The 19,744-nt window shown below is 55.4% G+C and carries 17 protein-coding genes and 1 riboswitch; of the genes, 10 read left to right on the top strand and 7 right to left on the bottom strand.

The genetic code is table 11. The annotated features are described in order from the left end of the window. Positions 1-86 precede the first annotated feature (86 nt). Together F1379_RS20715 and F1379_RS20720 are read left to right on the top strand one after the other, a co-directional pair. Positions 87-2,462, top strand: a complete 2,376-nt coding sequence (locus F1379_RS20715; protein WP_150273462.1) for a glycoside hydrolase family 95 protein — start codon at positions 87-89, stop codon at positions 2,460-2,462. A gap of 288 nt (positions 2,463-2,750) precedes the next feature. Next, positions 2,751-3,887, top strand: a complete 1,137-nt coding sequence (locus F1379_RS20720; protein WP_150273464.1) for a transglutaminase domain-containing protein — start codon at positions 2,751-2,753, stop codon at positions 3,885-3,887. A 167-nt stretch (positions 3,888-4,054) separates the two neighbouring features. Here the strand turns inward: F1379_RS20720 and F1379_RS20725 are convergent, their stop codons facing one another. The 4 genes from F1379_RS20725 to F1379_RS20740 form a co-directional block, all read right to left on the bottom strand. Continuing rightward, complete coding sequence (locus tag F1379_RS20725) at positions 4,055-5,362, bottom strand: amidase (RefSeq protein WP_150273466.1); 1,308 nt, start codon at positions 5,360-5,362, stop codon at positions 4,055-4,057. After that, entirely contained in the window at positions 5,362-6,444 is a 1,083-nt protein-coding gene (locus tag F1379_RS20730; RefSeq protein ID WP_150273468.1) for a P-loop NTPase family protein, read from the bottom strand. The genes F1379_RS20725 and F1379_RS20730 overlap by 1 nt, the downstream gene beginning before the upstream one ends. A gap of 387 nt (positions 6,445-6,831) precedes the next feature. Further along, the gene (locus F1379_RS20735; protein WP_150273470.1) at positions 6,832-8,319 is read right to left on the bottom strand and encodes an amino acid permease; all 1,488 of its coding nucleotides are present in this window, start codon (positions 8,317-8,319) and stop codon (positions 6,832-6,834) included. A 140-nt stretch (positions 8,320-8,459) separates the two neighbouring features. Continuing rightward, positions 8,460-8,682: riboswitch (Lysine riboswitch) on the bottom strand. Between the two features lie 102 nt (positions 8,683-8,784). Further along, on the bottom strand, positions 8,785-9,918 hold the full coding sequence (locus tag F1379_RS20740; RefSeq protein ID WP_150273472.1) for a conserved virulence factor C family protein: 1,134 nt from the start codon (positions 9,916-9,918) through the stop codon (positions 8,785-8,787). Positions 9,919-10,133: 215 nt separating this feature from the next. On the opposite strand from F1379_RS20740, the gene F1379_RS20745 reads away from it, so the two are divergent. Beyond that, positions 10,134-11,123 carry an MBL fold metallo-hydrolase gene (locus F1379_RS20745; RefSeq protein ID WP_150273474.1) on the top strand — a complete coding sequence of 330 codons (990 nt, stop codon included), beginning with the start codon at positions 10,134-10,136 and terminating at the stop codon, positions 11,121-11,123. A 119-nt stretch (positions 11,124-11,242) separates the two neighbouring features. Continuing rightward, entirely contained in the window at positions 11,243-12,868 is a 1,626-nt protein-coding gene (locus F1379_RS20750; protein WP_150273476.1) for an ABC-F family ATP-binding cassette domain-containing protein, read from the top strand. Positions 12,869-13,140: 272 nt separating this feature from the next. Here F1379_RS20750 and F1379_RS20755 read toward each other — a convergent pair whose 3' ends face one another. Further along, positions 13,141-13,326: a hypothetical protein gene (locus F1379_RS20755; protein WP_150273478.1), complete on the bottom strand. Its 186-nt coding sequence runs from the start codon at positions 13,324-13,326 to the stop codon at positions 13,141-13,143. A 143-nt stretch (positions 13,327-13,469) separates the two neighbouring features. Here F1379_RS20755 and F1379_RS20760 point away from each other — a divergent pair, with 143 nt between their 5' ends. Both F1379_RS20760 and F1379_RS20765 read left to right on the top strand, forming a co-directional pair. Continuing rightward, a complete protein-coding gene (locus F1379_RS20760) occupies positions 13,470-14,363 on the top strand; it encodes a cation diffusion facilitator family transporter (protein WP_150273480.1) in 894 nt (297 codons plus the stop codon). A gap of 189 nt (positions 14,364-14,552) precedes the next feature. Then, entirely contained in the window at positions 14,553-15,602 is a 1,050-nt protein-coding gene (locus F1379_RS20765) for a C40 family peptidase (protein WP_150273482.1), read from the top strand. Between the two features lie 165 nt (positions 15,603-15,767). Here F1379_RS20765 and F1379_RS20770 read toward each other — a convergent pair whose 3' ends face one another. After that, positions 15,768-16,142, bottom strand: a complete 375-nt coding sequence (locus F1379_RS20770) for a hypothetical protein (RefSeq protein WP_150273484.1) — start codon at positions 16,140-16,142, stop codon at positions 15,768-15,770. Positions 16,143-16,445: 303 nt separating this feature from the next. After that, positions 16,446-16,613: a DUF1328 domain-containing protein gene (locus F1379_RS20775; RefSeq protein ID WP_150273486.1), complete on the bottom strand. Its 168-nt coding sequence runs from the start codon at positions 16,611-16,613 to the stop codon at positions 16,446-16,448. Positions 16,614-16,798: 185 nt separating this feature from the next. Between F1379_RS20775 and F1379_RS20780 the strand changes: the two genes are divergently transcribed. From F1379_RS20780 to F1379_RS20795, 4 genes are all read left to right on the top strand, one after another. Beyond that, positions 16,799-17,305 (top strand): DUF948 domain-containing protein, encoded by a 507-nt coding sequence (locus tag F1379_RS20780; RefSeq protein WP_150273488.1) that lies wholly within the window; start codon positions 16,799-16,801, stop codon positions 17,303-17,305. Between the two features lie 46 nt (positions 17,306-17,351). Further along, entirely contained in the window at positions 17,352-17,888 is a 537-nt protein-coding gene (locus F1379_RS20785; protein ID WP_150273491.1) for a hypothetical protein, read from the top strand. A gap of 87 nt (positions 17,889-17,975) precedes the next feature. After that, positions 17,976-18,323: a YflT domain-containing protein gene (locus tag F1379_RS20790; protein ID WP_150273493.1), complete on the top strand. Its 348-nt coding sequence runs from the start codon at positions 17,976-17,978 to the stop codon at positions 18,321-18,323. A 254-nt stretch (positions 18,324-18,577) separates the two neighbouring features. Next, the gene (locus F1379_RS20795; RefSeq protein WP_150273495.1) at positions 18,578-19,744 is read left to right on the top strand and encodes a SpoIIE family protein phosphatase; all 1,167 of its coding nucleotides are present in this window, start codon (positions 18,578-18,580) and stop codon (positions 19,742-19,744) included.

A 19,744-nucleotide genomic window follows, 5' to 3' on the forward strand; every position in this document is an offset into this window, starting at 1 on the left:
TCTAATGAATGAAAGAAATGCAAAGGCCCGACCTCGGTCAGGGCCTTTGCTGTATTCACAAGACACTCTTCAGGGAGGACAGAAAGATGAGCGGAGAGACTTCAGGCTACAGCTGGAAATTAAAATACAATCAGCCGGCGGTGGAATGGGAAGAGGCACTGCCCCTGGGCAACGGGCATATGGGAGCCATGGTGTTTGGCGGAGTGGAGCGGGAACGGCTGCAGCTCAATGAAGACACACTGTGGTCCGGATTTCCGCGCGACACCAATAATTATGAAGCGCTGCGCTATCTGGGCAGAGTGCGCTCCATGCTGGCCGAGGGACGCTACGCGGAAGCTGAAGAATTAGTTAACGCCAAGATGCTTGGCGTCAATTGTCAGGCATACATGCCGCTGGGGGACCTGTTCATCGAGCATCTGGAGGCCACTGCCGTCAGCGGATATACGAGGGAGCTTGACCTCGACAGCGGAATCGCCAAAGTGGCATACCGGAGCGGGGCGGACGGGTTTACCCGCGAAGCTTTTATCAGCGTACCCGATGATGTTGCTGTAGTTAAGCTTGCCAGCGAGGTCAAAGGCGGTCTGCAGGCGGCACTGTCACTCAGCAGCGAATTGAAGGCTTCGGCTGAATTTGATGGAGAATATTTGGTGCTGAAAGGCTGCGCACCGACACATATCGCCGATAATTATCACCGGGACCATCCGGGGGCAATATTGTACGAAGATGGTTTGGGTATGCGTTTTGAGCTTCACTTGCAAGTGTTAGCCAACGGCGGAAGCGTTGAGTACGCTGACGGCAGGCTGGTAATCTCCGGTGCGGACGAAGCGCTGCTGCTGCTTGCCTCTGGAACCAATTACAAGGAAATGAAGCAGCGGGCAAGCCATCTGGCGGAGGTCCCGGCGGGCGGAACTGCTGACATTGCCGCTGACTGCCGGCAGCGGCTGGCAGCGGCTGCAGCCCGTCCTTACGCAGAGCTCCGCGAGCGGCATATGGCCGATCACCGGGAGCTGTTCCGCCGCGTTGCGCTTGATCTCGGCGGACAGGACAAGGCTGAGCTGCCGACGGACGAGCGGCTGACTGCTTACCAGGCTGGAGCGGAGGACCCGCAGCTGGAGGCGCTGCTGTTCCAGTATGGACGTTATCTGCTGATCGCCAGCTCCCGCCCGGGGACCCAGGCAGCCAATCTGCAGGGCATCTGGAATCAGCATGTCACCCCTCCATGGAACAGCAACTATACGACCAATATCAATACCCAAATGAACTATTGGCTGGCCGAGGTCGCCAATCTGCATGAATGCCACGAACCGCTCATGGATTTCATCCGCGAGGCCAGTGAGACGGGAGCCCGCACGGCCAGGGTGCATTACGGTGCCCGTGGCTGGGTAGCCCACCACAATGTGGACCTGTGGCGCAGCACGGTGCCGTCGGGCGGAGATGCCAGCTGGGCGTTCTGGCCGATGGGCGGCGTGTGGCTGAGCCGCCATCTCTGGGAGCATTATTTGTATGCGCCGGACCGGGCCTTCCTCGAAGAGAGGGCTTATCCGCTGATGAAAGGCGCGGCCTTGTTTGCCCTCGACTGGCTGGTAGAGGACGCAGACGGTCTGCTCGTAACCAGCCCGTCGACCTCGCCGGAGAACCGCTTCCTGGATGCGGAAGGCAGACCTTGCAGTGTATCCACGGGCACAGCGATGGATATGACCTTAATCCGCGAGCTGTTCGGTCATTGTATCGAAGCGGCTGCGCTGCTGGATGCCGATGCGGAGTTCCGGCAGCTGCTGGAGGAGGCGCTCCCGCGTCTGGCACCGCTGCAGGTCGGTGCAGACGGGCGTCTGCTGGAGTGGAGTGAGCCATTCGCAGAGTCCGAGCCCGGTCACCGCCATGTCTCCCATCTGTATGGCTTATACCCGGGGACACTGATCAATGAGCTGGAAACGCCGGAGCTGCTCGAAGCGAGCCGGCGTTCACTGGCGCACCGCATTGCTTCTGGAGGCGGGCATACCGGCTGGAGCTGCGCCTGGCTGATCAATCTCTATGCGCGGCTGAAGGACGGAGAAGCCGCCTACGGCTTTGTCCGTACGCTGCTTACCCGCTCGATCTACCCGAACCTGTTCGATGCCCATCCGCCGTTCCAGATCGACGGCAATTTCGGGGCAGCGGCGGGGATCGCCGAGATGCTGCTGCAGAGCCATCTGGACGTGCTTTGCTTACTTCCGGCGCTTCCTGCAGGCTGGAAGAACGGCAAGGTCACAGGGCTCAAGGCCCGCGGCGGCCTTACGGTCGATATCGAGTGGCAGGGAAGCCGGCTGGTCACCGCGCGGATTGCCGCCGCGCATGACGGAGTATGCCGCCTGAATTATGCCCTTGGACTGAAGGTGCTGCTGGCGGACGGCAGCGTAGTGCCAGGAGAACAACCGCTTGAGCTTCAGGCGGGAGAGGTGTACATCGTAACGGTAAACGCATAAAGCTGAAGATGCAGTACAGGCCAGCCGGGCATAACCGGCTGGCCTGTTTGCCGTGCTGATCCGCTGCAAGTGATCGGCAAGTAGAAAGAAATATCCTTATTACACGGGGGATTAAAGTGTAAGGAATCTTTTGCCGAGCCGATAATAAGGTATAGATGATTGCTTCGTTCTGCGCTGACGCCTGCATTGTTGCGGGATAAAGGTTGTACGGAGAGACTTAGCGGCATCTACTATAACAGGCACTATCTGCTTACGGGCGATTATTGATGCAGGGGGCACGAAGGAATTATGGGAAAAAGAAAGAGATCGCTGCTCAAGGCGGTTCTTGGAAGTATGCTGGTGTTCGGGGCGTTGCCGCCCGTGCTCTACTGGGGCTGGGATCAGGCCTATGCTGCCGATGCTGTAAAGCTTCGTTCGGTGAGTGAAATGGCCCAGAAGCTGACCGCTGCCATGGGGAACCGCCGGGAGACGATTGATTTTGTGTACGAAGGCAAGACGGCGGGCTTGAAGGCTCAGGTACAGAGCGCTATTGATAAAGCTATGGGAAGTGACCCTTACCTGTACTATACGGTAGACAATTATGCTTATTCATATCGGGGGAATTCCCGGTCGGCGAATGTAACGGTGAAGGTGAAGTACCGGGAAACGCAGCAGCAGACCGCTTACGTCAACCAGCGCGTAAAGCAGATTCTGCAGCAGATTATTACGCCCGGCATGAACAATCATCAGAAGATTAAGGCTATCCACGACTGGGTGGTGCTTCATTTGGAATATGACAATACGTACCGCAAGTATACGGCTTATGAAGGGCTTTCCAGCGGCAGCGCCGTATGCCAGGGCTATTCCTTGCTGACCTACAAGCTGTTGCTCGGCGCAGGCATTCCGAACAAGATTGTGGAAGGAACGGCCCGGGCGGAAGGGAAGGCCGCACAGACCCACGCGTGGAACCTGGTGCAGCTGGAAGGTGCATGGTACCATCTCGATACTACCTGGGATGATCCTGTTAACGGTGCTGAAGGAGAGATAAGCACAGCCTACTATATGCGGACAGATGCCCAGATGCGCCGCGACCACAGCTGGAGCAAGCCTTATCCGGCGGCCGGTACGCTGTACGCCAAGACGCTGGCAGATCTGGTAAGCCGGGGCGGGGCGGGCGCCGCCGCATATCAGCAGCTTCAGACGGAGCTCGACTACAGGCTGTACGAAGAAGAGCAGGTCGTTACTTCCGCCGCCGGCCTCAAACAGCTGGTCCAGCAATCAATGTCCGCCGGTGAGCAATCGCTGCTCTTCCGCTACCGGGGCGGCGAGAGTACGCTGAAGAGCGCGCTGCAGGAGCTGTACAGCCTTGGGCTGGAGCAGCTTTCCTACAGCAGCAGCCCGTTTGACAATACCGGCGATCTGAAGGTTTATATTACTTGGCAATAGGAGAGAAGCCGAGGCCAGGTTCGTCTTGTGAATAGGACAATTAAGGGAATGAGTGATTCATCCTAGGACAACAACGGCTGATCAAGACTTGGGAATAAGTCTTAGACTGCCGCTGTTGTCCTTCAACTTATTATGAAGTATCTTGGCTCAGCCGCTTGGTAGCTCCGTTACAATAGTTGAGCTATTTGCTGAGCATGGTGCAGCAGGCTTTCGTCCTGTCCGAAATCGGCAATGCACTGGAAGCCAAGCGGCAATCCTTCTGCATGCCCTCCAGGGAGGCTGATTGTCGGCAATCCGGCGTATGTCCAGATCGCGGTCATGCCCGTAAAGCCGGTACGCCCGCCATGAAGCGGAGCCACATCTCCTTGGGCCGGAGAAATCCAGAGATCAATTCCTTGTGCGCGCCTTGCTTCAGACAGATCATCTCGCAAGCTGAGCTGTCCTCTGCGATAGCGATCCAGCTCTTCGGCAATGATGGTTCTTCCCTGCAGAATGGCTTGCCGGACCGCCTCGCCATAACGCTCCCTGTGTTCTGCGAACCATGGCTCATGTACCTGGGCCATCTCACCCTGAACGAAACACAGCATGGCATCCCCATAAATGAACTCGTCCTCCCATGGCATTTCGACTGTGCGAACCGTATACCCTGCTTGAATGAGCGCAGCTACCTGCTTCTCGAAGGCTAACCGAACCCCGTCACTCATAAGCTTCATATAGATACCGCTGGGGATACCGAGCACCGGCTTGCGACCCGGTTCAATCGGGTTTCTTCCTTGCCGGGGTGACACCCAGCCGGAAATGACATGAGGCGCAACCGAAGCCAATGAAGCGGCATCCGCAGTGAAGATTCCCACGGTATCGAACGACGGTGCCAGTAAAATCACGCCGTCCAGCGGGATACGGCCATAGCTGGGCTTGAAGCCTGTAACTCCGCAGAAGGAGGCAGGCGCTGTCACCGATCGCAGTGTTTGGGTACCGACCGCTATAGGGCACATGCCGGATGCGACGCATGCGGCCGAGCCCGCACTTGAACCGCCCGGCGTACGATCCGGTGCAGTGGGATTCCGGGTTGGAATCGGTCCCGCGTACGCGAACTCCTCTGTTACGGTCTTGCCGGCGATCCATGCCCCTTGTTCACGAAGTCTCTGAATCAAACTGCCTTCGCGGGCTGTCAATGCAGATGAAGGTAGTCCGGAGCCCGCACCTGTAGGTAAGCCATCGGTATGGAACAAATCCTTGATGCCAATCGGCAGGCCGTAAAGTGGCGGTTTCGCTGCGCTTATGAACCGGTTCCGGACCCTTTCCAGCTCTCGCCGGATGCGCTCTTCCCGGTCTCTTTCCTCGACAAATGCGCGGACGGTAGGCTCCGCTAGGCGATACCGCTCCGAGTATCTGTTGAAGGCTGCGTCAAGAATGGTCTCCGGAGCCTGACTGAAATCCTCTGTCAGCTTCCAGTCTGCAGCAAGGACATCCATTATAATCCGTCTCCTTGTCCTCTGTTAGATACAGTTCCGCTGATTGTACCCGTATAGAGCAGCTTACCGGGCTCCGTGTGATCGAGGTCCCCGGCCAAAATGGACCGGACATCCGCGAGCAGTGATTCTAGCGGAACAATCAAGCCGGGTCTGCCCGTATAAGAGGCGGCAACGAAGAAAGGCTGCGTCAAGTACGCCTCGAGCCGCTCCCCCCTGCGATACAGCAGGAGCTCTGATTCCGGCAATCTTTCCGCACCTTGCGCCGCCGCTATCGGACGCAGCTCCCGATAGCGGCGCAGCAATCGCTTCGCGGCCTGCTGCAGCTGGATGTGCAGGGGCTCAAGCTGGGCTCCTTCAAGCAATACGGACGTCGAACTGACCGGATCAATAGCGGGATACATGTCGCGGGACGACAGCTCGGTATCAAACTTCAGATAGGTATCCAGCGGACCATACGGAATATCCTCGTCAGCGGCATTTCCTCTGGCATCGACCAGTAATATTGTGACAGACTTTGCTCCAGTCGACTTTACACGTTCTTGAAGCTCGAATAACTCGCCCGAAATCGACGTTTCACGGTCCGCACCAAGGACAACGTCTTGCTTGGGAGCCAGCCTTTCAAGGCACCGGATTACGTCATCACTGCTCCCGCAAACATCCATAGCCGCTTGCTCAACGTCGGTGATCCCGGGAACGTCCATCGCAGGCTTCCAGAACACCGTATGCGCACCATTCCGGCGAAGCCGGATCATCAGCTCCGCCAGCATAACCATTTGTCCCGTCATCGGTCTGGCCACAACGCCGGCGATGCCCCCGCGAACAATTGGTGCGAGCAAATCCAATACTTTGATGCCGGTCTCCAGCAGCTCCAGCCTGGGGCCGCGAATGACCAGCTCGTCCATGGTGCAGCCGGCCAGCATGGCCAGGGCAGCCAGCGTCCGGACTTCAGCACGGCCCAGCGGAATCTTGCCTGTACAAAGGTTAGATACGGTCGCCGGACGCAGCCCGACGGCTTTCGCCGCAGCTGTTAGATTCGGCACGCGGCTGCGCAGCAGCTTGGCGTTAAGATGAAGCTCCTCCATGGCAATACACCACCTAATGTTTTCTTTTAATAGTAAAATAATTACTCTGAAAAGTAAATGATATTATGGACTAAGACTTGTAAACCCTATGCAATGTGGATTTATTCAAGTTTGTGAGCTTGACTCTCCGGAATTGATTGTGCAACAGACCGTACAAGACGGAAGTATGGACAAGGAATGAACAAGGGCAAAGGGGCAAGGACGGAGGCAGAAGTAAGGCAAGGCTGGACCCAGGCGAAAACAGAACGGAAGTAAGGACAAGACAGGGAAGGTATGCCCCGTATTTCACCGTCCGCAACGACAAAAAAGGAGCTGTCCCATAGCCACTTTCATGGCTTTGGGGGCAGCCCCTTATTGTCTCTAAATACGGTTGCCTGTGGACAATGGTTAACCTTCCGTCGTGCTCAGATCGCACTGATCGAGAGGCACCACCTTGGTCTTCTTAACCCAGCGGTAGCCGAACCAGATCAGCAGGAACAGCGGCAGACTAACGTAGGATACGAGTACGCCATACCAGTCGATGGAACCGCCGCTGAACGCGCCCATGTTCTGGCCGAGGACGGCAATCAGGCACAGCACAAAGGCGAAGATAGGCCCAAACGGGAACCATCTGGCCCGGTAAGGCAGCTCATCCAGTGAATGGCCCTGCTTCAGGAACGCGCGGCGGAACCGGTAATGGCAGACGGCGATGCCGAGCCAATTAATGAAGCCGCACATGCCGGAGGCGTTGAGCAGCCAGTTGTAGACGGCGCCGTCGCCGAAGAAGGAGGCCAGGAAGGCGAGCATGCCGACGGCAGTAGTGACCAGCAGAGCCCCGACCGGGACGCCCCGGCTGTTCAGCTTGCCGAGCGCGCGCGGAGCCATGCCGTCCTTGGCCATCGCGTAGAGCACGCGGGTAGCGGCGTACATGCCCGAGTTGCCTGCAGACAGCACGGAGCTGAGGATGACGGCATTCATGACCGAGGCGGCGAAGGCAAGCCCGGCCTTATTAAAGATGATGGTGAACGGGCTAACTCCGATATCGTCGATGCCGCCCCGCAGCAGGTCCGGGTTGGTATACGGAATCAGCATGCCAATGACAATGATCGCGAAAATGTAGAAGATCAGGATGCGCCAGAACACCTGGCGGATCGCCCGCGGTACGTTGCGGCGCGGATTCTCGCTCTCGCCCGCCGCTACGCCGACCAGCTCGGTGCCCTGGAAGGAGAAGCCGGCAGCCATAAATACGCCGACGAAGGCGAAGAAGCCGCCATGGAAGGAGCTTCCGCCAAGCTGGAAGTTGCTGAGACCGACAGCCTCGCCGCCCATAATGCCGAAGATCATCAGCACGCCGACCACGAGAAAAATAATCACCGTGACGATCTTGATGATCGCGAACCAGTATTCCGACTCCCCGTAACCGCGGGAAGACAGGACGTTCAGTCCGAACATCAGCAGCAGGAAGAGGAGACTCCAGAGCGCGGAATTGCTGTCCGGGAACCAGTATTTAATGATTACGGTAGCAGCGGCCAGCTCGGCGGCAATCGTTACCGCCCAGTTGTACCAGAAGTTCCAGCCGATGGCGAAGCCAAAGGCCGGGCTGACAAAGCGGGTACCGTAGGTGCTGAAAGAACCGGAATCAGGCATATAGGTCGCCATTTCACCCAGGCTGGTCATGAGGAAATACACCATAATTCCGACGGCCAGATAGGCCAGCAGCGCGCCGCCCGGACCGGAAGAGGCAATGGCCCCGCCGCTGGCGAGGAACAGCCCGGTGCCGATGGAGCCGCCTAGGGCGATCATCGTCAGATGGCGGGCCTTAAAGGTTTTGCGCAGCGTGGGTCCGCCGCCGTTGCCGCCGGAGCTTAGCGCACCGTTGTCTTGCTGTGCTTGCATGATTAAAGACACTCCTTTGTGTAGGTTGTCATGGATTTGTTCATGAGCGGGAGTGCCTGCGCGTAGAAAGCCGGTGAACGCAAAAAAACCGCAGACGGCTGCTGCGGTTCCTGAATATACGGCTGCCGCATCATACTCCCTGTCAAGATAGCGCAACACGGTGGCGGGTCCCTGGCAGCCTTACGGCCTCCGGACTTCGCTCCCGTGACAGTTCCGTCCCTTTCGGCAACGGCCCCAGTCCGTGCGGCTTGAGTAGGAGCAGCGGCACGGGCTTCGGCGAATATGCCTTTCCACACGGATCATCGACGGCTCTTTGACGTCTCCCCGCGCGTACTTATCATATTCGCGACCTCTACCTCATCTTTGGTATGATGAGGCTATCTTTATACAATTATGAACATAGACAGGGATTAGTATAATGCATACGCACCGGGCCAAGCAATAACAAAATACGGCAGATCGGTGTCAGGTCCGCCGGCGTTCGGACATTTGCTGCCAGACGGTTCCGGCCGCTTCTTCGCCGGCGGCGATCCGCTCCAAGGCCATGCGGGCCTGCAGGCCGACCTCGAATTCCGGATCGTCGGCGGCAGCTCGGAGCGCCTCTTCGGCTTCGGCGGTTCCGACCTCGTACAGGAAGCGGGCCGCCCGCCAGCGGACGAGCTTGCTGGCATCGCCCAGCGCGCGCGTCATCACCGGCGTTGCTGCCGGATCGCCGATGTCTGACAGCGTATCCCCGGCCGTGCGCCGCACGGCCGGAGCGCTGTCAGACATCGCCTCATAGAGCAGCTCCATCGCTTCCGGCGTGCGCAGGTCGCCCAGGTACACGACCGCAAGCCTGCGGATCTGCAGCTTGGGGTCGTGCAGCGCCGCCCGCAGCTGCGGCAGCAGCTCCGGCTCGGCGCCAAGGTTCTCCAGCGCGGCGTAGCGCACGCGCCAATCCTCGCTGCTCAGGTCCTGCAGCAGCTCGGAGCGCTCCTTCTTGTGGCGCTGCTCGACGAACTCGCCGCTGGTGCCGTGCGCGATGGCCTGCTGCACGAGGGAGTCGAGGCGCTCCTGCGGATACGCCGCTTCCAGCTCCTGCTCGACCTCGCGCGCGATCTCGGCCGGCTCGCCATAGCGCACGCCGTAATCGGTGAGTTTGCGCTCCTTGATCAGCACGGCGCTGGCCACATCCGTCACCGCCTGCGTGAAGCGGGCGGCGAGGGCAATGCGCTCTTCGGCGCCCCCGGTCTTCACGCGGATCTGCATCGGGATGCCGCGGAACATCTGCACGAAGACCTGGGATTCGCCGAAGTGGGCGTAGGTCTCGTCTCCGCCAGCCTGTACTTCGGCGCTCAGGCCTTCCGCACCGAACCGGGCCTGCACCTCGCGGAGAATGGCTGCCCAGTCCGCGCTGCCCTTGCGCTCCAGAGCGGCAAAGTCCGCCGCATGGTAGATGCTGGTCACGCCGGGAATGCCCAGCATATCCCGCGCCCAGGCCGGTGCGCTGCGCAGGCTTTCCGGTGTGTAGGTCCGGCGGATGCCGGGCTCCAGGCTTTCGTCCAGATGAAGCTTCATCGTATTTGGACTTGGCGTCGGTTCAATAAAAGTAATCTTCATACGTTTCGCTTCCCCCTTTGTCAACGACTCTTATCACAATGATTGTATATCCGCATTTTACATCATTTACGGCAGAGAACACAAAGCGGCGGTAGCGTCGGTCCGCTTAAGGCTGAAGAGAATAGGGTAAAATTTGTATTATATAAATGGAGCTTGTGATTGTTCGGCAGTTTTTGTTCCAGTTTATATAGCATATTCAAGGAGAGGTGCCGGAAATGGCCAGATTACGTTACAACAATATCGACAACGTCAGCACCGACAAGACGCTCAAGGACCTTCGCCAGTGGCGCGAGGAACGCCGCCGCAAGAAGAAGGATTATACCTATAGAGTGCCGAACCATCCGCCGCAGCTGGAATACTTGGGCGGGAACCGGCTGGAGACGACGATTACCTGGATCGGCCACTCCACCTTTTTCATACAATATGAAGGGCTCAACATTATAACGGACCCGATCTGGGCGCGGCGGCTAGGCTTCGAGAAGCGCATCAGCGAGCCGGGCATTCCGATCCGCGAGGTGCCGCCGATTGACCTGATCCTCATCTCCCATTCCCACTATGACCATCTGCATCTGAATTCGGTCCGCAAGCTGTACCGGACAGGAACGACTCTTGTTGTTCCGGCCGGACTGAAGCGGAAGATGCAGCGCAAGGGCTTCGGCAACTGCCTGGAGATGAAGTGGTGGGAGGAGCTGACGGTCGGACCGGTGAAGCTGTCCTTTGTGCCGACCCAGCATTGGACGCGGCGGACACCGTTCGATACGAACACCTCCCATTGGGGCGGCTTTGTGCTGGAGCCCGCTGATCCGGACAAGCATCCGCCCGGAGAAGACGGCAGGCGGAAGCTGCCGCCGAATCTTTATTTTGCCGGGGACAGCGGATTCTTTCCGGGCTTTAAGGAAATCGGCAGCCGCTATAAGGTCCACATCGCGCTGATGCCGATCGGAGCCTATGAACCCGAATGGTTCATGAGCTCACAGCATGTCAATCCCGAAGAGGCGGTGCAGGCGTTCGTGGATGTCGGCGCCGAGCTGATGATACCGATGCATTTCGGCACCTTCCGGCTGGCCGATGATACAGCGCGGGAGGCGCTGGACCGGATGGAGCTGGCCCGTGTGGCGGCGGGAATCGCCGAAGAGCGGATACGGGCGCTGGGCTACGGGGAGACGCTGATTGTCCACCCTGAAGAGCGTTATGCGGAGAAGTGAGTGCAATTTAATGAAAGCTTCGCGTAAGCAGGCGGTAATGAATGGTTTTAGCAGCCAAATGTCGCCCGATTTATGCTATAATGAGCCGGAACCCTATGTGAAAAGGATGGTAATGCTTAATGATTAGTACAAGCGGCGTAACACTCCGCTACGGAAAGCGCGCACTTTTTGAGGACGTAAACATAAAATTCACACCCGGCAACTGCTATGGACTGATCGGAGCCAACGGCGCCGGCAAGTCGACCTTCCTGAAGATCCTGTCCGGAGAGATTGAAGCCAACACGGGCGACGTGCATATGACCCCGGGCGAACGTATGGCGGTCCTGAAGCAGAACCATTTCGAATACGATGAGCATCAGGTGCTGGAGACTGTAATCATGGGTCACACCCGGCTCTATGAAATTATGAAAGAGAAGGACGCCCTGTATGCCAAGAGCGACTTCTCCGAAGCAGACGGCCTGCGTGCCGGCGAGCTGGAAGGCGAATTCGCCGAGCTGAACGGCTGGGACGCGGAGCCGGATGCAGCTGCACTCTTGATCGGCCTTGGAATTATGCGTGAACTGCATGACAAGAAGATGGCTGAGCTGAGCGGCAATGAGAAGGTACGTGTGCTCCTGGCTCAGGCGCTGTTCGGCCGCCCGAACAACCTGCTGCTTGACGAACCTACCAACCACTTGGATCTGGAATCCATCGGCTGGCTGGAGAACTTCCTGATGGATTATGAAGGTACTGTTATTGTGGTATCCCATGACCGTCACTTCCTGAACAAAGTATGTACCCATATCGCAGACATCGACTTCGGCAAAATCCAGATGTACGTCGGCAACTACGACTTCTGGTATGAGTCCAGCCAGCTCGCGCAGGCACTGCAGCGCGATGCCAACAAGAAGAAGGAAGACAAGATCAAGGAGCTGCAAGCATTCATTCAGCGTTTCTCGGCGAATGCTTCCAAGTCGAAGCAGGCTACCTCGCGTAAGAAGCAACTGGACAAAATTACGCTGGATGACATCCGTCCTTCCAACCGTAAATATCCGTTCCTGAACTTCAAGCCGGAGCGTGAAGCCGGCAAACAGCTCTTGACCATTTCGGGCCTGAGCAAGTCGGTAGACGGGGATAAGCTGCTGGACGAATTCAGCCTGGTCGTGAACAAGGGAGACAAGATTGCTTTCGTAGGACCTTATTCCCAGCCGAAATCGATGCTCTTTGAGATCATTATGGGCGAACAGGAAGCCGATGCCGGTGAATATACATGGGGCGTTACAACGACCCAGGCCTATTTCCCTAAGGATAACTCCAGTTATTTCGACGGGGTGGATATGAATCTGGTGGAATGGCTGCGCCAATACTCCAAGGATCAGGACGAAACGTTCCTGCGCGGCTTCCTGGGCCGTATGCTGTTCTCCGGGGAAGAAGCGCTCAAGAAGGCAAGCGTGCTGTCCGGGGGCGAGAAGGTCCGCTGTATGCTGGCCAAAATGATGCTCAACGGCGCCAACGTGCTGGTCTTCGATGAGCCGACAAACCATCTGGATCTGGAGTCCATTACCGCGCTGAACAACGGGCTGATTGATTTCGACGGCACGATCCTGTTCACCTCGCATGACCATCAGTTCATCCAGACCATTGCCAACCGCATTGTGGAGATTACTCCGGCAGGTGTCATTGACCGCAGCATGAGCTACGACGAATACCTGGATAATCCGGAGATTAAAGAAATGCGCCAGCGCATGTATCCTGTGGAAGCGTAAAACAACCCCACAAAGTGGGGCCTTGACCTGGAGTAGACTCAGGTACTTTGCGGGGACCCCTAAGATATTACCCCCCCCACAAAGTGGGGCACTTTACCTGGAGTAGACTCAGGTACTTTGCGGGGACCCCTAAGATATTTTCACCCCCCACAAAGTGGGGCCTTGGTCTGGAGCGATTCCCCCGAAAATATATAAAAACGGCTGCATCATCCCATGGGAATGATGCAGCCGTTTATCGTTCCAGGCCGGGCAGCAGTGCCCTGCCGCAGGTCCTAAGACCCGCCGGTACGGCGGCGCTGATTATTGGGCTTCTTGTTGTTTTGGCTCTTCAGCGGCTTGGCGGAGCCTGCCTGGAAATTCGCACCCGGCTTCGCCGAGGAGTTCTGCTTTTTCTGCTCCAGCTTCTGGCGGATAGCGTCTGCCAGGTTGACCTTTGGCCGTTCATTGTTTTCGCTCATTGTGTTAACCTCCTTAAGAAGCAAGTCCTATAGAATTCATTCTAATGGTTTTTAAATGCCGCTACAAGGGCAAGAATAGTTCAAGGAATGGTTGCCCATGCCGGGAACATAAACATAGGGATCATTAAGGGAGGCTGGTGCCAATGGGCGATATTTATGAGGATATACGCAAGGGAGAGCGGGGAGCCGTTATCAGCATCGCCGCTTATCTGGTGCTCTCTGCCTTTAAGCTGATTAGCGGTACGCTGTTTGCCTCCAGTGCGCTGATTGCCGACGGCTTCAATAATCTGACCGACATTGTCGCCTCAACCGCAGTGCTGATCGGGCTGCGGATTTCGCGCAAGCCGCCTGATGCCGATCATCCGTACGGGCATTTCCGGGCCGAGACGGTGGCGGCGCTGCTGGCCTCATTCATTATGGCGACGGTTGGCATCCAGGTGATTGTGGAGGCGGTGCGCTCCTTATTCGAGGGAGGCAAGGCGGTGCCGGATATCCGGTCTGCCGCTGTAGCGCTGGTATGTGCGGTTGCCATGCTCGGCGTTTATGTATATAACAAAAGGCTGGCCCAGCGGATTAATAACGCAGCGTTAATGGCGGCTGCCAAGGATAACTTCTCGGATGCGCTCGTCAGCATTGGAGCCACAGTCGGCATTGTCGGCGCGCAGTTCGGCCTGCCCTGGATTGACTCGGCGGCGGCAGTCGTTGTCGGGCTGCTGATCATGAAGACAGCCTGGGATATATTCCGTGATTCAACCTACCGCCTGACCGACGGCTTTGAGGAGAACCGGCTGCTGGACCTGCGCAGCACCATCGCACGCACGCCGGGGGTGGAGGCGATCAAGGATTTGAAGGCCCGGGTGCACGGCAATCACGTCCTGGTGGATGTCGTTGTGGAGGTGGATGCCGGAATTACTGTCATGGAGGGTCATCGAATCAGTGATTCAATTGAGGAGCGGATGGGTAAGCTTCATAATATAATGAATGTGCAGGTACATGTGGAGCCATCGGCCAAGGAGGCCCGGGAAAATCCTAGTTAGCTGTAATTTCCACCAAATCCAAGGAGAATTCAAGACTATAGACCCGGGGCTTGCCATAACTTGGCAAGCTTTTTTGTGAGATTTGGAGCATGCTCCAAAGTCATGCCTACCCCTATAATGAGGGCAGAAAGCAACAATCGTAGCGCGCGCCGTTGTTGGATTTCTCACTATAGTAAGCGGGGGAACGCTATGATCACAACTTACAAGCAAGTGGCTGCAACGTTACTGGTCTCGGCAACGCTTGCAGTATCATTGGGAGTGTCCGCACCGGAGCGGGCGTTCGCGGCTACAGCCGGGTCGTCGGTTACGGCAACAGCTTCACAAACCGGAATCATTCAATCTTCGGTTCGTCTGCGCACGAGTCCTTCAACAAGCGGCAGTGTAATCAAATACCTGAAGCAAGGCGACCAAGTGGTTATATTGGAACAAACGAACAGTTATTGGTACAAGGTGAGAACAGCGTCGGGCGAAGTGGGTTATACCAGCACGGATGACCAGTACATCAGCGTTGCTGCGGCACCTGCCGCTACACCGACTGCAGTGATCGAGTCTTCGGTCCGCCTGCGCGAGACACCTTCGACCAGCGGAAAAGTTCTGGGGTATTTAAACAAAGGGGATCAAGTGGTAATATTGGAAGAGACCAATAGCTATTGGTATAAGGTGCAGACCTCACAAGGGACAGTCGGCTACACCAGTTCTTCCGATCAGTACATTTCGGTTGGAGGTGCAGCACCTGCGCCGACACCGACACCTACGCCGGCACCAACACCGACTCCGGCGCCAACGCCGCCGGCTTCATCTGCAGTCCTTGAGAGAGTCATTGCCGCAGGCATGGGTTATCTGGGAACTCCTTATGAGTTCGGTTCCAGCCGCAGCAATACCAGCACGTTCGACTGCTCGGACTTTATCCGGCAGATTTTCATGGATGCGGCTAATCTGAAGCTGCCTGCCGATTCCCGGCAGCAAGGCACCTGGGTTAAGGAAAACAGCAGGGCGGTAACCGATATCTCGGCTCTCAAACGCGGAGATCTGATGTTCTTTATGGATTATAAAGGGAGCTCGGCTTCGGCTTATGCCGGAATCAACAAGTCCACGGCCAGAATCACACATGTCGCCATGTATTTGGGAGACGGACAGATTCTGCATACGTATTCCGTATCTTCGGGCGGAGTAAGAGTAGATAAATTAAGCGCTTCTTGGATGAACCGTTTCCTTTACGGAGGTTCGGTCATCCGCTAATATAGAAGTAGTGAAACAAAGAAGCGATTGTTTCGCGAGGGTTTGTGACGGGTGAACTAAGGCGGATGTTAGTTGGGGCTATCCCTTCAGTGGACGAATCTACTGCAGGGATAGCCTTTCCTGTTGTTTGGCGCTTCAAAGGCTACATACTTTGAGGGGCTTTTTTTATGGAGTGATTACATAGGCAGACATAGGAACCTTGATCCAGGCTTTGCCCAGCCATGTATAAATTTCTCGCCATTCATTTCCGAACACATCGGTTACCACAGCACCTGTGGTATCAATGGTTTGGGCGCCCAGCCAGCCTACCGGCGTCATGCTGTTGGTGGATAAGTGGAACGGTGTGGCCTGGGTCAGAATAATTTGCGGAGTCGCAGGCTTGATATCGGCAGGAGTGATTACAGGATCAGCCGGGTCGACATAAGTGGTTCCAGTTACGGTTGTGGTGGTGTCGACAGTGGTCACTTCGGCTGCCGAGGCGGTCGCGGCGATCGAAGCCATAAGTCCTAATGCAACGGTGAGGCTGGCTAATTTCTTCATCGAATAATTCCTCCTAATAGTGGTTTGGGTGTGTGGATTTTTCCATAAAGCGCTGCGCTAATAAGCATGTAAACCAAAAGTGCATAGGGTGAAACCGGGTGTAACGCCTAATAGTCAAAAAAAATTTGCATCCGTTTACTTTGCTGTGACATTAAGCATGGAAAGGCCTACACTTTCTGCAGGATGAATATATATATAGTAGGCTTTGCCGGCCGCCTTCATAGAACAGGCCCGCGTAACTCTGAACCAGAGTCACCGGGCCTGAAATCCTTTTTTGCTTAAGCTGATCTGCTTATCCGGTCCCTACATCGATCTTCCCCGGCGTCCTGTAAAGAGGGAAATGACGAAGAGAACCAGGAAGACAAAGAATAATACTTTGGCAATTCCCACTGCCGCAGATACGATATTAAAGAAACCGAATATGCCGGCGATCAGTGCAATAACCAGCAGGAGTACGGACCATCTTAACATGTTATGTCATCCTTTCCGTGTGTGGTGTAGTCAATGTTTAAACGGCCTGATGACTGATGAAACAGGAGGGATAGAGATAGGCTTACAGACGCTTGACAGATTGTTTCGGCCCGGGAGCCTCCGGGTAACTATGCATTATCAAGGCAGAGCACGCCGACATTTATGAAGTGGAAGGGGTTATCCGAATGATTATTGAACTTAGCGTAGCACTCGTAGCCATTGCATTTGCCGTCCTTGTATTTTTCCTTATTAAGACCTTACAGTCCGCGAAAGTGTCCCTCGATAAAGTCAGCCAGACTCTGCAGGAAGTTCAGAAGACTGTCGACGAGCTTACCTATGAAGTAAAGACAACCGTTAGGCATGCCAATGATATTACCGCTGACGTTCAGGGCAAAATACAAAAAATCGATCCGATTGTTGACTCGGTCAAGAATCTGGGTGATGTTATGAACGAATTGACGCTGACCGTGAAGCAAGTATCCGTAACGGTGATTGAGAAATTCCGCAAATCACGTGAATTGAAGGAGAAGGCTGATACGGTTTCGATTAATAATAACGAACTGACGCCTGCGGAAGAGCGCACGCTGAGTTCTTACAAGGCTGTGAACGAGAATAAATCTTCCAGCAAGGTGGCCACTGTTCTTAAGACCGTAGATACCGCAGCAGCCATCTGGCAGAAATTCCGCCGATAAGTACACGGCAGGCGGGCAACTCCACTGAAAGGCGGGACGACCTGCGATGAATATCATCTGGTTACTACTTGGCTTATTATCGTCATTCAATACCCCGTCTGCCGGGCCGGAGTATTCCCCGGCTGCCCTGCTGCCCCTGCAGTCTGAGGTGATTCTGGCCTTGAATCAGGGGCAAGATCAGGAGCAGGCTTACCTCAGCCGTTTCGATTCACTGGCCGGAGTGCCTTTGTATGCAACCGAAGCTGAACTGCTGCAGCGGAAGGGGATGCCACTGCATGTCGCCCCCGATCCCTGGCAGGAATGCCTCGAATATCAATATGCCGACATGTCAGCCGGTGTATGCGGCGGTGCGGTGCTGTATGTTCATGTGACTCCTGCCCAGGCAGAACAATACGGGCTTGTGCTAAGCGGTGTCCGCCTGAACCCTGCGCAGGGCAATGTCCGTGAACTGCTCGGTGCTCCGGATTTTGTCGCCGAGGACGGAGATGTCTATATAAGAGGAAGCGCTGCGCTGAAGATTTACCGCAGCCCTGTGACCGGAACATGGGAGGGCATCGATTTATTTGATGCCAATTCTTCATAATCTGTTTCAACACGGTATGTTCGGGTTAATAAACAGTCAGCCGCTTTTTTAGGGCGTCTTCTTATTTATGACAAGGAGCGTGATTTCATGGAATCAGTCGGTACAATGGCTCATGCCAAGTTGGTGGATAACGGCATTCAGGCGATCGAGGAAGTGAACCGACTGCGCGACGGCGGCATTAACAAAGAGGATATTTATGTTCTCAGTCACGATTCCGGTCGTGAAAGCCGCATCGCCGATACGGCGGACGTGAATGAAGTCAATCTCAGTGAAGAGGGGCTGTTTGGCGCCATTGCCAACTTGTTCCGTTCACGCGGCAATGCGCTCCGCTTCAAGATTACCTCTCTCGGGTTCAGTCCTGCTGAAGCGAACTTTTATGAGAAGGAACTGGATACCGGTAAAGTGCTGGTTATTACGCGTAGACTGGCAAGATAATGACTCCTAGAGCATGATGAAGCTATACACAATAGCGTAACCTCCAGCCCCACTGTGTCCAGTGGGGCTGGAGGTTGCTTTGTTGAATAATTATTTCATGAAATACAATAAGTGGGATATTTTGTCGTGGGGGTAAAACTTTCATGTTATGTTACTTTTTTAGAGTTGGAAACAGGCTCTTTAAATAGCGTATGATAGAGATAGTGCTTTGCGGAATTTTACGGAATGATACTATATGTGCGAGGTGAAGATGTTTGAGAATTTTAATCGTAGATGATAATCCTACCAATGTAATCATCATCCGTGAGATTTTGAAGAAGGAGAATTACCGTAACTTTGTGACGGCCTCGTCCGCCAAAGAAATGCTTAAATTGCTCGGGATAGGCACGGAGGAACAAGGAAAGCGCCCGTCCCATATTGATATTGATCTGATTCTGCTGGATATGATGATGCCCGAAATGGACGGGATTGAGGCCTGCCGGATCGTTCAGCAGCATGAACATCTGCGCGATATTCCCATTATTATGGTTACCGCTGTCGGAGACTCCAAGAAGCTGGCTGAAGCTTTGGATGCCGGCGCGTCGGATTATGTGACGAAACCAATTAATAAGGTGGAGCTGATGGCCCGTATAAGGCTGGCCCTCCGTCTGAAGCGTGAGAAGGATTGGCACAATGAACGCGATCAGCGGATTAAGGACGAGCTGCGTCTGGCCGCGCTGGTTCAGAACGCCGTACTCAGTCTGCCGATTACCGATCAGAACTTTGAAGTGCATGCGATTTACCAGCCCTCGTTTGAGTTGGCCGGTGACCTGTACGCCTGGTATCCGCTCGGTGACGGAAGGTATGCCGTTATTTTGCTGGATATGATGGGTCATGGCATTTCCTCCTCATTGTTCTGCATGTTCCTCGCTTCTGTGCTCAAGGATACCGTAACCACTTATGTAGAGCCGGAGAAAGTTATTCAGGAGCTGAACCGGCGGTTTAACCAGCTTTATATTGAGAAGCAGCTGGTCCAATATTATTTCACAGCGATTTATATGGTGATCGACACTCGGTTAAGCCGGATTGATTACGTGAATGCGGGACATCCGCCGGGACTCTTCTTCCAGGGTGAAGCCAAGGAGCCAGTCCTGCTGGAGAGCAATTGTCATCCTGTCGGGCTGTTTGACCGGATTGACATTCAGCCGCAGAGCCTTTCCTTTAGCGAAGACGGCCATCTGGTGCTCTATACCGATGGTTTGATGGAAATGGCAGAAGGCGGGCAGGAAGAACAGCTGAAATTTATGGTCTCCCATCTGAACGGAAGCCATGAATGGCAGGAAGAGCCGATGCGCGAGGCCTTCTTCCAGGAGCAGCCTGCGATGGAGCGCGATGACGACAAGTGCCTGGTGTGGATTTCGCTGAAGAAGGGAACGGTATAA

The organism is Paenibacillus tepidiphilus (genome assembly GCF_008635795.1).
Taxonomy (GTDB): Bacteria; Bacillota; Bacilli; order Paenibacillales; family Paenibacillaceae; genus Paenibacillus_AQ; species Paenibacillus_AQ tepidiphilus.